General features: G+C 69.6%; 11 protein-coding genes and 3 tRNA genes. 9 read left to right on the top strand and 5 right to left on the bottom strand.

Annotation, left to right across the window (positions count from 1 at the left end; genetic code table 11):
• Positions 1 to 186: 186 nt before the first annotated feature.
• Together JOF43_RS19575 and JOF43_RS19580 are read right to left on the bottom strand one after the other, a co-directional pair.
• Positions 187 to 1,548 (bottom strand): GntP family permease, encoded by a 1,362-nt coding sequence (locus tag JOF43_RS19575; RefSeq protein ID WP_209904833.1) that lies wholly within the window; start codon positions 1,546 to 1,548, stop codon positions 187 to 189.
• A gap of 178 nt (positions 1,549 to 1,726) precedes the next feature.
• Positions 1,727 to 2,686, bottom strand: coding sequence for a 3-methyladenine DNA glycosylase (locus JOF43_RS19580; protein WP_209904834.1), 960 nt, complete (start codon positions 2,684 to 2,686; stop codon positions 1,727 to 1,729).
• 181 nt (positions 2,687 to 2,867) lie between these two features.
• Between JOF43_RS19580 and JOF43_RS19585 the strand changes: the two genes are divergently transcribed.
• On the top strand, positions 2,868 to 3,410 hold the full coding sequence (locus tag JOF43_RS19585; RefSeq protein ID WP_209904835.1) for a DUF2199 domain-containing protein: 543 nt from the start codon (positions 2,868 to 2,870) through the stop codon (positions 3,408 to 3,410).
• A gap of 42 nt (positions 3,411 to 3,452) precedes the next feature.
• On the opposite strand, the gene JOF43_RS19590 is transcribed toward JOF43_RS19585, so the two are convergent.
• Positions 3,453 to 4,214: an SDR family NAD(P)-dependent oxidoreductase gene (locus JOF43_RS19590; RefSeq protein WP_209904836.1), complete on the bottom strand. Its 762-nt coding sequence runs from the start codon at positions 4,212 to 4,214 to the stop codon at positions 3,453 to 3,455.
• A 5-nt stretch (positions 4,215 to 4,219) separates the two neighbouring features.
• On the bottom strand, positions 4,220 to 5,404 hold the full coding sequence (locus JOF43_RS19595; protein ID WP_209904837.1) for a thiolase family protein: 1,185 nt from the start codon (positions 5,402 to 5,404) through the stop codon (positions 4,220 to 4,222).
• 280 nt (positions 5,405 to 5,684) lie between these two features.
• On the opposite strand from JOF43_RS19595, the gene JOF43_RS19600 reads away from it, so the two are divergent.
• The 6 genes from JOF43_RS19600 to JOF43_RS19625 all read left to right on the top strand — a co-directional run bounded on the left by JOF43_RS19600 (position 5,685) and on the right by JOF43_RS19625 (position 9,435).
• Positions 5,685 to 6,470: a fumarylacetoacetate hydrolase family protein gene (locus tag JOF43_RS19600; protein ID WP_209904838.1), complete on the top strand. Its 786-nt coding sequence runs from the start codon at positions 5,685 to 5,687 to the stop codon at positions 6,468 to 6,470.
• Between the two features lie 48 nt (positions 6,471 to 6,518).
• A complete protein-coding gene (gene gltX / locus JOF43_RS19605) occupies positions 6,519 to 8,048 on the top strand; it encodes a glutamate--tRNA ligase (RefSeq protein WP_209904839.1) in 1,530 nt (509 codons plus the stop codon).
• Positions 8,049 to 8,232: 184 nt separating this feature from the next.
• Positions 8,233 to 8,304: transfer RNA gene (locus JOF43_RS19610), tRNA-Gln, on the top strand.
• A 34-nt stretch (positions 8,305 to 8,338) separates the two neighbouring features.
• Positions 8,339 to 8,411: transfer RNA gene (locus JOF43_RS19615), tRNA-Glu, on the top strand.
• Between the two features lie 28 nt (positions 8,412 to 8,439).
• Positions 8,440 to 8,512, top strand: a tRNA-Glu gene (locus tag JOF43_RS19620).
• 83 nt (positions 8,513 to 8,595) lie between these two features.
• Entirely contained in the window at positions 8,596 to 9,435 is an 840-nt protein-coding gene (locus JOF43_RS19625) for a universal stress protein (protein ID WP_245354620.1), read from the top strand.
• An 18-nt stretch (positions 9,436 to 9,453) separates the two neighbouring features.
• Here the strand turns inward: JOF43_RS19625 and JOF43_RS19630 are convergent, their stop codons facing one another.
• Positions 9,454 to 10,188: an IclR family transcriptional regulator gene (locus tag JOF43_RS19630; protein ID WP_209904840.1), complete on the bottom strand. Its 735-nt coding sequence runs from the start codon at positions 10,186 to 10,188 to the stop codon at positions 9,454 to 9,456.
• 139 nt (positions 10,189 to 10,327) lie between these two features.
• Between JOF43_RS19630 and leuC the strand changes: the two genes are divergently transcribed.
• Together leuC and leuD are read left to right on the top strand one after the other, a co-directional pair.
• Positions 10,328 to 11,767 carry a 3-isopropylmalate dehydratase large subunit gene (leuC, locus tag JOF43_RS19635; protein ID WP_209904841.1) on the top strand — a complete coding sequence of 480 codons (1,440 nt, stop codon included), beginning with the start codon at positions 10,328 to 10,330 and terminating at the stop codon, positions 11,765 to 11,767.
• A gap of 14 nt (positions 11,768 to 11,781) precedes the next feature.
• A complete protein-coding gene (gene leuD / locus JOF43_RS19640) occupies positions 11,782 to 12,396 on the top strand; it encodes a 3-isopropylmalate dehydratase small subunit (RefSeq protein WP_209904842.1) in 615 nt (204 codons plus the stop codon).
• The last annotated feature ends 70 nt before the right edge of the window (positions 12,397 to 12,466 follow it).

The following is a 12,466-nucleotide window of genomic DNA, read 5'->3' on the forward strand; positions in this document are numbered from 1 at the left end:
CCCTACGTGCTGGTACGCGGATTGTCGCGGTCGATGTGCTGCTCCGTGTGAGCTGCAGCGCATCGCGCGGCCCGGATGCCGGAGTGAAAAGCGCAGCACGTCGAGGTGCTGGCACATCAGCTTCTCCCGCTCCTCACCACCGCGTACGTCTGGCACATGTCGCCGTACGCCCTCGCCGGCCTGCGCTCAGGCGAGGAGGCCCACGATCATCACCAGCGGGAGGGAGACGACGGAGCCGAGGGCGGTGACGACGGTCAGGGTCTTCAGCGTGCCCTGCGTCGTCAGTCCCACCAGTGACTTGAACATCCAGAAGAAGTTGCTGTTGACCTGGAGGGCGAACATGGCGCCCGAGGCGACCGCGAGGCCGATCGCGATGGGGGAGACGTCGATCGAGCCGAGCACCGGCCCGATGATCCCGGCCGCGGCGATGGCCGCCACCGACACGGAGCCGATCGCCAGGTGCAGCACGGCGGCGATCACCCAGGCCAGCAGAATGCTGATGAGCACCGGCGCACCGGCGTCGGCGGTGAACAGGCCCGCGAGGATCGCGTCGAGTCCGGTCTCCGCGATGACGGCCCCCAGGGAGCCGCCGATCCCGGTGATCAGCAGGATCTCGCCGGTGGTGTGGAAGCCCTCGCCGAGCGCTCGGTTCGTCCCCTCGGACCCCAGGGCGCGACGGCACAGAAGATAGGCGCCGAGCAGGCCGACGAAGAGCGCGACGTTCGCATCCCCGATGAAGGCGATGACGTCATGGGAGAACCCGAACAGCTTGGCGAAGGCTCCTCCGCCGATCATCACCAGCGGCACCAGGATCGGCAGCAGGCAGACCAGCAGTGGAGGCGTGGTGGTCCGTTCCCGCACGGTCGCGCCTTCCTCCCGCGCGTTCGCCTCCTGCTCGACGGGCTCGGCCTCGTCGATGGCCTCGTCGGCGGCGGGCTTCCAGTAGCCCGACCGGAGTATCTGGCGGAAGACCAGGGTGGTCAGGATCGCGGTCACAGGGCCCAGGACGATCCCGTACAGGATCCAGCTCCCCAGGGAAATGTTCATGAGCCCGGCGATGGAGACCGCGGCCAGGCCGGGGACGACGAAGACGTACCCGGCGAAGATCCCCGTGCCCAGGGCCCCGGCCATCAGCGGCAGGCCCCGTCGGCCGATCATCGGACCTGCCGAGCGCACCACCGGTGCCGCCAGCACGACCTGCACATCCACGTAGATCGCGGGGAAGATCGTGGACATCGCGGCCGTCAGGGCGTAGGGCAGACGACGTCCGCCGACGCCGTCGACGAGCAGCGTCACCATCTTCTGGAACGCTCCCATCGCGTGCAGGAGGGCTCCGATGAGGACCCCGAAGCCGATCAGCAGGCCGACCTCGGCCATGATGTCCCCGAAGCCGCCCGTGATCGCTGCGACGGTGCTGGTGAATCCGACACCCGTGGCGAGGCCGAGATAGAGCGAGCCGATGATCAGGGCGATCACCGGGTCGACCTTCGCCTTGAGGATGAGGGCCACGATCCCGACGATTGCGATCGTGGTGTGGAGGATGAGCACGGAGCGCTCCTGTTCTCTCGCGGGGCGACGGAGCGACCATGCCCCGACGCGATGACCACCACAGTGTGGAGTACGGGAGGTGTCGCTCACGGGACGTGTCCGGAATCTGTCGCAATAGTCGAGATCGTCCGGGACCCAGCGGACGGCGTGACCCGGCCGGGCCGACGCACGGAATCGGTCAGGAGGTCGCCGCCGGCAGGTTCTCCAGTATCCGCTGACGCAGGTCGTCGGCCGCTTCGGCCAGCGTCCGCTGCCGTCGCACGTACTCGGACTTGCCCTGTGCAGTCTCGATCGGCACCATGCCGTAACCCAGCGGCCGCACGTCGTACGGGCTTGCCTCCATGTCGAGAACTCGGGTGTCGCGGGCATGCTCGAAGCAGTCCAGCACCAGCTCGGACGGCAGCAGCGGGGTCAGCTTCATCGCCCATTTGTACAGGTCCATCCCCACGTGCAGGCACGCCGGGTTGTCGAGGTCGACCTGCTGGTCCCGTGTGGGCTCCAGGGCATTGCGCGGCGCGGCCGTGGGGGTGAAGAAGCGGAAGGCGTCCAGGTGCGAGCACACCAGCTTCTCCCGTTCGACCACCTCGTCGGTCTCGGACTGGGACAGCCGCAGCGGCAGATCCTCATGGCGCTGCCGGCCGGGCCGCAGCCGATGGACCATCGCCCATTCGTGCAGCCCGAAGCATCCGAATTCCGGGCGGCGGCTGCCGAGCGAGGACGCCGAGAGCAGACGCGTCATGAAGGAGAAGGCGTCGGCCCGCTCCGCCAGATACCTCTCGACATCGGCCCGCCGACTCGTCGGGGGCGCGCCGACGGACGTTCCCGCGGGAACGTCGCGGTACCAGGAGCGGCGCCCGGAGTCGTCGACGTCGGTGATCACGGGCCGTCCGTTCGGCTCGAGGTCGGCTGCAGCGTCGTAGGCCACCCGCCACCCCGGGTGCCAGCGGCGCAGCTTCGCGGGGGAGAAGGGGTAGTAGGTGAACAGGAAGTCCTCGACGGGGTGCTTCTGCCCGCGCTGCCTGCGCTCACGGTGACCCGCTGTGAGTGCGTCGGCTCGTTCCTCGTGATCCCGACGGGCGTGAGAGGCCTCCGTCTCCGACATCATCTGCACCGGGGCGTCCGGGCTCGGGATGCTCACGGCGGGCTCCTGGTGCGGGTCGGGGATCGGGCCGAACCATCCTACGAGGTGGCCTGTCCCTCCTCCCCACCGGGTACTCGTCCACAGCGGCGCCGAGCGTCCGGCGCTCGGCCCCTCCGCGTCCCTACGGTGAGGCGCACCAGAGAGCATGGACCGCCGCGACCGGTGAGGAGCATCAGAGATGGCCGGCATAGATTTCGACTGCGCGTACTGCGGAGAGCACCATCGCGACACCGACGGGAGTGCTTCCAGCCCGTGGCCCGCGCTCGCCTTCCGCCGCCCTGACCCGTACCTGGATCTTGACACGCACGCCCGCCGCTTCCACGCCCGGGCCACCGACGACCTGTGCGTGATCGACCGCGACCGGGGCCCCGACTGCTACGTGCGCGTGACCCTCTCGATACCGATCCGGGACGAGGAGATCACGCTCGAGTACGGTCCGTGGGCCTCGGTGGGCGAAGGCAGCTATCTCGATTACGTCGAGCACTACGAGGATCCCGACCATCGCGAGCACTACGCCGGGCAGCTGGCCACCGCGATCCCGGGGTACTCCCATCCCTTCTCCGTGCCGGTGCAGGTCATCACGCGCGGCATGCAGCGCCCCGTCATCGTGCCGGACTCGACCTTCGGTCATGCTCTGGTGCGCGACTTCTACGATGGGATCAGCCGGACGGAGGCAGAGCTGCGCATCCGCTCGATGCTCCTGCCCTCGACCCCGCTCTGACACCTGGCGGGCAGGACTCAGCCACGGCCGATGCGGCAGCCGTCATCCCGGTGTCATCCTGATCGCGCCGTCGAGACGGATGACCTCGCCGTTGAGCATCGGGTTCTCCACGATGTGCTGGACGAGCGCCGCGAACTCCGCGGGCCTGCCCAGTCGGCTCGGATGCGGCACCTGGGAGGCGAGGGAGGTGCGGACCTCATCGCTCATGCCGGCCATCATCGGGGTCTCGAAGGTGCCGGGGGCGATCGCCATGACCCGGATGCAGGACCGTGCCAGTTCCCTCGCTGCGGGGAGCGTGAGTCCGGCGACCGCGGCCTTCGACGCGGCGTAGGCGGTCTGTCCGATCTGTCCGTCGAACGCGGCCACCGACGCGGTGTTGACGATGACTCCCCGTTCCTCACCGTCGACGGGGACGTCCTGCATCACGTCGGCGGCGAGTCGCATCACGTTGACCGTTCCCAGCAGGTTGATGTGGAGGACCCGCTCGACGTCGGACAGCGGGATCGGGCCGCTCCGACCCACGAGCCGCTTGCCGACCACGATCCCGGCACAGTTCACGACGATGCGGAGATGACCGAGGGACGTGGCGAGCTCCACGGCCGCGCGGACATCGTCCTCGCTGGTGACGTCCGCGGACGCGAAGTGTGCCGTGCTGCCGAGAGCTGCGGCCGCTTCCCGTCCGTCGGACCGTGGCAGATCGAGGAGCACGACCTTCACCCCTGCCGCAGTGAGCCGGGTCGCGGTGGCCAGACCGAGCCCGGAGGCGCCGCCGGTGACGAGGGCGACCTCTCCCCGCGCGTCCATGTCTCTCAGAGCCTTTCGATGATGAGTGCGTTCGCCATGCCCTGGCCCTCGCAGATCGTCTCGAGCCCGAAGCGGGCGCCGGACTCCTCGAGCTGGGTGAGCAGGGTCGCCAGCAGTCGGGTGCCCGAGGAGCCGAGCGCATGTCCGAGGGCGATGGCGCCGCCGCGCTGATTGAGCAGCGCGGGATCCGCACCCGTCCCCCGCGCCCAGGCGAGTGGCACGGGCGCGAACGCCTCGTTCACCTCGTAGGCGTCCATGTCCCCGATGGTCAGGCCTGCCCGCTCCAGGACGCGCCGGGTGGCGGGGATGACACCGGTGAGCATCTCGATCGGGTCGGACCCGACGACGGCGTGGGAGACGATTCTCGCCCGCGGCCGCAGCCCGAGAGTGCCCGCGAGCTCCTCGCTCATGAGGAGTATCGCACTGGCGCCGTCGGTGAGCGGAGAGGAGTTTCCCGGCGTGATCACCCACCCCAGCTGCGGGAACCTGGCAACCATCTCGTCGGTGCGGAACACGGGCTCGAGCCCGGCGAGCGCGTCGACGCTCGTGCCCGGCCTGACCGTCTCGTCGGCGCGGTGCGCAGCCTCCGAGCCCGGCGCCGTCACCGGGATGATCTCGTCGTCGAAGGCCCCGCGCGCTGCGGCCGCGGCCGCGCGAGCGTGCGACCCGGCGGAGTACTCGTCCAGCGAGTCCCGGTCGAGGTTCCATCGCTGCGCGACGATCTCCGCGGAGACGCCCTGTCCGACGAGCCCTCCGGGGAACCTTTCTGCGACCTTCGAGCCGAAGGGGTCCTCGCCGAGAGTGGCGTGGTTGATCGGCACCTTGCTCATCATCTCGACGCCGCCGGCGATGACGGCGTCGTAGAGGCCGGCAGTGACGCCGGCGGCGGCGAAGCTCACGGCTTGCAGGCCGGAGCCGCACTGCCGATCGATCGTGACTCCCGCCGTGGTGACCGGGAGGCCGGCGGCGAGCGCGGCGTTGCGGGCGATGTTCACCGACTGCTCACCGACCTGGCCGAGGCAGCCGATCAGGACGTCGTCGATCGCTGCCGGGTCGAGGTCGTTGCGGTCCACGAGGGCGGTGATCGCTTCCGAGAGCAGGTCGACCGGGTGGAAGGTCGAGAGCGCGCCCCCGGGTTTCCCCTTGCCGGAGGCCGTCCGCACGACGTCGACGATGACCGGTGCGCTCATCGGCTGGTACGTCCTGCCCCTGCGGCGGCAGCGATCCCGGATACCTCGACTTCGTGCACGGCACGACCCCGTCCCTGCGGTGCGGTGTGCGCATCCCTGCGCACCCATCTCGTCCTGGATCCATGATATCTCTCCCCGGGGTCGGTGTCCCGGACTGCCCGAGGGTCTCGCCATCCGGGTCCACCGCGACAGCCACTGCGGGAGTAGATCGGAGAAGGCAGCGGTGTGCGGGCGCACGGTCGAGAACGGCGGGCCAGGTCGACGGCCTAGACTGCGTGCCATGCGTATCGCCCGATTCACCACCGGCGAAGATCCCATGTACGGCATCGTCCAGGAGAAGGACGGCCAGGACATGGTCTATGGGATCGCCGGTGACCCCCTGTACACCGAGATCCGTCCGACCGGCACCGTCGTCCCCCTCGAGGACGTTCGTCTGCTGGCCCCCGTCATCCCCCGCTCGAAGGTGGTGTGCGTCGGTCGCAACTACGCGGCGCACGCCGCGGAGATGGGCGGCGAGGTGCCCGAGCAGGCACTGTTCTTCCTCAAGCCCAACACGGCCGTCGTCGGCCCCGGCGACCCGGTGACGATCCCTCCCTACAGTCACGAGGTCAGCCTCGAGGCCGAGCTCGCCGTGGTCATGAAGCGGATGGCCAAGGACGTCGCCCCCGAGGACGTGCCCGAGGCGGTCCTCGGCTACACCTGCGCGAACGACCTCACCGCGCGCGACTCCCAGCGCGCGGAGGACCAGTGGTTCCGTGCCAAGGCCTTCGACACCTCCTGCCCCATCGGCCCCTGGATCGAGACCGATCTCGAGGTCGCGGCTCCCGCTGGGCTCTCGATCTCCTCCAGCGTCGACGGCGAAGTCGCCCAGGACGGCACCACGTCCGACATGGTCCGCTCCGTCGCCGAGCTGATCGCCGAGATCTCCACCGTGGTCACCCTCCTGCCCGGCGACCTGGTCCTGACCGGCACGCCCGCCGGGGTGCGCACCGTGGAGGCCGGCTCCAGCATCGACATCACCATCGAGGGGATCGGCACGCTGACCAATCCCGTCGTGCGGCGCTGAGGCGCCCGTCCCGAGCCTTCACCCCTTGCGATCCCAGGAGCATCCCGCGTGACCACCACCTCGAGCCCGACCACCACCCCTGCAGCACCTGCTGGTGAGGTCCGGGTGCGATTCTGCCCCAGCCCCACCGGCACCCCGCACGTGGGCCTGGTGCGCACCGCTCTGTTCAATTGGGCCCACGCCCGCCACCACGGCGGCAAGTTGATCTTCCGTATCGAGGACACTGACGCCGCGCGCGACAGCGAGGAGTCCTACCACCAGCTGCTCGAGGCCATGCGCTGGCTCGGCATCGACTGGGACGAGGGCGTCGAGGTCGGCGGCCCCCACGGTCCCTACCGCCAGTCCCAGCGCGCCGAGATCTATCAGGACGTCATCGCGACGCTGAAGGAAGCCGGCCACATCTACGAGTCCTTCTCCACCGCGGAGGAGATCTCGCAGCGTCATCGCGACGCCGGCCGCGACCCCCAGCTCGGCTACGACGGGTACGACCGTGATCTCACCGACCAGCAGAAGGCCGCTTTCCGCGCCGAGGGCCGCGAGCCCAGCTGGCGCCTGCGGATGCCCGATGCCGATCTCTCCTTCGACGACCTCGTGCGCGGGGAGATCACCTTCAAGGCCGGCTCCACCCCCGATTTCGTGGTGGTCCGCGCCAACGGTCAGCCGCTGTACACCCTGGTCAACCCCATCGACGATGCTCTCATGCGCATCACCCACGTGCTGCGTGGCGAGGACATCCTCTCCTCCACCCCCCGGCAGATCGCGCTGTACCGGGCCCTGATGGACATCGGCATCGCCGAGCGGATCCCCGCGTTCGGCCACCTGCCCTACGTGATGGGTGAGGGCAACAAGAAGCTCTCCAAGCGCGATCCTCAGGCGAACCTCTTCCTCTACCGGGATCAGGGTTTCCTGCCCGAGGGCATGGTCAACTACCTCGCCCTGCTGGGCTGGGGTTACAGCGCCGATGAAGACATCTTCAGCCGCGAGCAGCTCGTCGAGCGCTTCGATGCTTCGGACGTGAATCCCAATCCGGCGCGTGTGGATCTCAAGAAGGCCACCGCCATCAACGCCGATCACATCCGCCTGCTGCCGGAGGCGGAGCTGACCGAGCGTCTGATCCCGTACCTGCAGCAGGGCGGGGTGCTGGGGGAGGACGTCACCGAGGAGCAGCACGCCCTGGTCGCCGCCGCCACCGGGCTGATCCACACCCGGATGAACCTGCTCGGCGAGGCCGTGGACCTGCTGGGCTTCCTCTTCGTGGACGACGAGGACCTCGTCGTCGCCGACGATGCGCTGAAGAAGCTCGGCGAGGATCCCGTCGGGGTGCTCGATCGGGCGATCACGGAGGTCGAGGCCGTCCCGGAGGACTCCTTCGCGGCCGCTCGGCTCGAGGCTGTGCTGCGTGCGGCCATCGTCGAGGACATGGGGATCAAGCCCCGCCTGGCCTTCGGTCCGCTGCGCAGCGCCGTCTCCGGCCGCCGCATCTCCCCTCCGCTGTTCGAGTCCATGGAGCTGCTCGGCCGGGCCTCGAGCCTGGCCCGGCTGCGAGCGCTGCGAGACCGTCTGGCCGCTCAGGCGTGAGCGTTCGGAGCGCTGTGGGGCGAGGTGCTCAGCCTCACAGCGCTCCGGGCCCCTCTCGCTTTGTCATGGGCCCGCGGACCCGGTAGAGTCTTACCTCGGTACGGCAACCGCGGCTCAGCCCGAAAAGCCCTTGGAAACCACCGGGGAGCGATTTGGAAGAGACACGGAAAACGTACTGTCATCATGGGGTATGGTGTAATTGGCAACACAGCGGTTTCTGGTACCGTCGTTCTAGGTTCGAGTCCTGGTACCCCAGCGCTTCACGACTTCTCGGAAGTCGTGCGGTCCGCGCCCCGTTCGTCTAGCGGCCCAGGACGTCGCCCTCTCACGGCGGTAACACCGGTTCAAATCCGGTACGGGGTACGACGCAGGATCTCCGGATCGTGCGCAGGCCCCGTTCGTCTAGCGGCCTAGGACGTCGCCCTCTCACGGCGGTAACACCGGTTCAAATCCGGTACGGGGTACGGAGCAGGAGTCGATGCCAGCGGGCATCGACTCCTTTTCTGTTTCCTGGGCTTTCGGCCACCCGAGGGAGTATCGTCGTGACATGACGCACCTCACGCCGCAGATGCCGCAGAGCACGTCGCCGACCATCACCGTGGGTGTCTTCGACGCCGACGAGTCCGACCTCGCCGTCCGTTGGGCGGCCCGCCACGCGGAGCGCGTCGGCGGCACCCTCCATCTGATCCACGCCTTCATGTGGACCGAACTCGATGTGAACACCGACCCGATCCCCGGCATGACCGGCTCGGGCATCCGCAATGCGGCCCACAGGCTGGTCGAGGATGCCCGGGACCTCGCCCGCGAGGGCCATCCCGATCTGCCGATCACCTCCGAGATCGTCGACGGCAACGCCGTGCCGGTGCTGGTCGACGCCAGCGGCGCTTCCGACGTGATGGTGGTCGGAGGGCGGGGACTGGGCCGGCTGCTGACCCTCATCGTCGGCTCGAAATCCCTCGCGCTGGCCGCCCGCTCCCACTGTCCCGTGGTCGTGGTGCGCGGGGACATCGAGCATGAGGGGCCGATCGGCCTGGTCCATCACGAGACCGCCACCGAGGTGGTCACCCGGGCGGCGGACCTCGCCGTCGCCTACGAGCGGGACGTCCATCTGGTGGTCCGCGCCGACACCAGCCCCGACGAGGCCGAGGAGATCCGCGCGCGCACCGCGGAACGGATCGCGCTGTCCCATCCGAGCGTGGTCGTCGGCGATGTGAGGATCGCCGCCTCGGGCACCGCCAAGGAACTGGTCCACGCCAGCGAGGTGGCGAGCATGATGGTGGTCGCCGGGGAGCGGACGCACGGCCCGGACAAGTCCGTCTCCGCCCCGCGCCAACTGGTCACGGTGCTCCGTTTCGCCAACACCCCGGTCTGGATCGAACGGGACTGAGGCAGGTGGGGGAGCGCTTCAGGCGCCGGCGCGCCGCAGCAGCTCGGTGAGGTGGTTCGCCGAGCTCATGACGGAGGCCGCGTGCAGACGTCCGGGCTGGCGGGTGATGCGCTCGATCGGTCCGGAGATGCTCAGGGCCGCGACCACCCGGCCGTTGGGCCCACGCACGGGGGCGGAGACGGAGCCCACGCCCGGTTCTCGCTCCCCGATGGACTGCGCCCAGCCGCGGCGGCGCACCGCCGAGAGCTGGGTAGCGGTGAAGCGCGCGCCGAGCAGACCCCGGTGCAGGCGGTCCGGCTCCTCCCAGGCCAGCAGGATCTGGGCGGCGGACCCGGCGCGCATGGTCAGGGCCGAGCCCAGTGGCACGGAGTCGCGCAGGCCGATCGGACGCTCGGCGGCGGCCACGCAGATGCGGTGGTCGCCCTGGCGACGGTAGAGCTGGGCGGACTCGCCGGTGTGATCGCGCAGTGCGGCCAGCACGGGGCCGGCGGCGGCCAGGAGCCGGTCCTCACCCGCGGCGGCGGCGAGCTCCCCCAGGCGCGGGCCCAGGATGAACCGGCCCTGCATGTCGCGGGTGACCAGATGGTGGTACTCGAGCGCCACCGCCAGCCGATGGGCGGTGGGCCGGGCCAGGTCGGTCGACTGCACGAGCTGGGCCAGGGTCGCCGGCCCGGCCTCCAGGGCGCCGAGCACGACGGCCGCCTTGTCGAGCACGCCGACCCCGCTGCCGTTCTCCTCCGAGATCTTGTCCATGCTCCGATACTGCCGTCTTATTTAGTGAGACGCAAGTGCGTCGCATCGTGGACCGGCACACGATGGACCCGTGCTCGCACCCCGAGCGCGTTCAGCATGCAGACACGCGTTCCCGAACGGGACGCAGGGAAGGATCGACATGGCGGGGACCCTCGCGGAGAAGGTGTGGGCGGATCACGTGGTCCGCCGCGGTGAGAACGGCGAGCCGGACCTGCTGTACATCGATCTCCAGCTGCTGCACGAGGTGACCAGCCCGCAGGCCTTCGACGGTCTCCGTCAGGAGGGCCGCGCCCCGCGCCGTCTCGACCAGACCCTGGCCACCGAGGATCACAACACTCCCACGATCGACATCGACAAGCCGATCGCGGACATCACCTCGCGCACCCAGATCGACACCCTGCGCCGCAACGCCGAGGAGTTCGGCGTGCGCATCCACAGCCTGGGCGACAAGGATCAGGGCATCGTCCACGTCGTCGGCCCCCAGCTGGGACTGACGATGCCCGGCATCACCGTCGTGTGCGGCGACTCCCACACCTCGACCCACGGCGCCTTCGGCGCGCTGGCATTCGGCATCGGCACCAGCGAGGTCGAGCACGTGCTTGCCACCCAGACCCTGCCGCTGAACCCCTTCAAGACCATGGCGATCACGGTGAACGGGTCGCTGCGACCGGGCGTGACCGCGAAGGACATCATCCTCGCGGTGATCGCGAAGATCGGCACCGGTGGCGGCGCGGGCTATGTGCTCGAGTACCGCGGCGAGGCCATCCGCCGGCTCTCCATGGAGGGCCGGATGACGATCTGCAACATGTCCATCGAGGCCGGTGCGCGTGCGGGCATGATCGCGCCCGACGAGACCACCTTCGCGTACGTCGAGGGCCGCCCGCACGCGCCCGTCGGCGCGGACTGGGACGAGGCCGTCGCCCACTGGAGGACCCTGCGCAGCGAGGACGACGCGACTTTCGACGCCGAGGTCGTCATCGAAGCGGAGGAGCTCGAGCCCTTCGTCACCTGGGGCACCAACCCCGGTCAGGGTCTGCCGCTGTCCGCCGCCGTCCCCGCCCCCGAGGACTTCACCGACGACAACTCGCGGGTCGCTGCCGAGCGCGCCCTGGAGTACATGGACCTGGTGCCGGGCACCCCCCTCAAGGAGATCCCGGTCGACACCGTCTTCATGGGGTCGTGCACCAACGGCCGCATCGAGGACCTGCGGGCCTTTGCCTCCGTGCTGGAGGGGCGCCACAAGCATCCCGACGTGCGCGTCATGGTGGTGCCGGGCTCGGCCCGCGTGCGCCTGCAGGCCGAGCAGGAGGGTCTGGACCAGGTCTTCCTCGCCTTCGGCGCCGAGTGGCGCGAGGCCGGCTGCTCGATGTGCCTGGGGATGAACCCGGATCAGCTGGCACCCGGGGAGCGCGCCGCCTCCACCTCGAACCGCAATTTCGAGGGTCGCCAGGGCAAGGGCGGGCGCACCCACCTGGTCTCCCCGGTGGTGGCCGCCGCCACGGCCGTGCGCGGCACGCTGTCCTCCCCGTCGGACCTCGGCGTGCCCAGCGCACCCTCCGACCTCCAGCCCGTCGCCTGATCAGGAGCATCCCCATGGAAGCCTTCACCACTCACACCGGCATCGGCGTCCCGCTGCGGCGCAGCAACGTCGACACCGACCAGATCATCCCGGCCGTGTACCTCAAACGGGTCACCAAGACCGGCTTCGACGACGGCCTGTTCAACGCCTGGCGCACCAGCGATCCCGATTTCGTGCTGAACCGCCCCGCCTACTCGAAGGGCTCAGTGCTGGTCGCCGGCCCGGACTTCGGCACCGGCTCCTCCCGCGAGCACGCCGTCTGGGCGCTGCGCGACTACGGCTTCCAGGCGGTGCTCTCGAACCGCTTCGCGGACATCTTCCGCGGCAACGCGGGTAAGCAGGGCCTGGTCGCGGGCGTGCTCGCCCAGGACGACATCGAGCAGCTGTGGAAGATCCTCGAGGAGGCCCCGGGCACCGAGGTGACCATCGATCTCGAGAACCGCCAGGTGCACGCGGCCGATGCGACCTTCCGCTTCGACCTCGACGACTACACCCGCTGGCGGCTGATGGAGGGGCTCGACGACATCGGTCTCACCCTGCGCCACGAGCAGCAGATCACCGACTTCGAGGCGACGCGCCCGGGCTGGCTGCCCAAGACCCTGCCGGCCCGCACCGCCGACTCCCGCTGAGCAGGATCCCCGCAGGGTGCTCCGGTAAGGTGACCCGGTGTCAGCAGGCGCCCGACGTCTGTCCAGCGAG

The sequence above is a fragment of the Brachybacterium sacelli genome, assembly GCF_017876545.1.
Lineage (GTDB): Bacteria > Actinomycetota > Actinomycetes > Actinomycetales > Dermabacteraceae > Brachybacterium > Brachybacterium sacelli.

Excerpts from the sequence above, each read along its gene's own strand:
- JOF43_RS19585 (WP_209904835.1), top strand. The coding sequence starts at position 2,868 with ATGGCCGGCATAGATTTCGACTGCGCGTACTGCGGAGAGCACCATCGC.
- JOF43_RS19590 (WP_209904836.1), bottom strand. The coding sequence starts at position 4,214 with ATGGACGCGCGGGGAGAGGTCGCCCTCGTCACCGGCGGCGCCTCCGGG.
- JOF43_RS19595 (WP_209904837.1), bottom strand. The coding sequence starts at position 5,404 with ATGAGCGCACCGGTCATCGTCGACGTCGTGCGGACGGCCTCCGGCAAG.
- JOF43_RS19600 (WP_209904838.1), top strand. The coding sequence starts at position 5,685 with ATGCGTATCGCCCGATTCACCACCGGCGAAGATCCCATGTACGGCATC.
- JOF43_RS19625 (WP_245354620.1), top strand. The coding sequence starts at position 8,596 with ATGACGCACCTCACGCCGCAGATGCCGCAGAGCACGTCGCCGACCATC.
- JOF43_RS19630 (WP_209904840.1), bottom strand. The coding sequence starts at position 10,188 with ATGGACAAGATCTCGGAGGAGAACGGCAGCGGGGTCGGCGTGCTCGAC.
- leuC (WP_209904841.1), top strand. The coding sequence starts at position 10,328 with ATGGCGGGGACCCTCGCGGAGAAGGTGTGGGCGGATCACGTGGTCCGC.
- leuD (WP_209904842.1), top strand. The coding sequence starts at position 11,782 with ATGGAAGCCTTCACCACTCACACCGGCATCGGCGTCCCGCTGCGGCGC.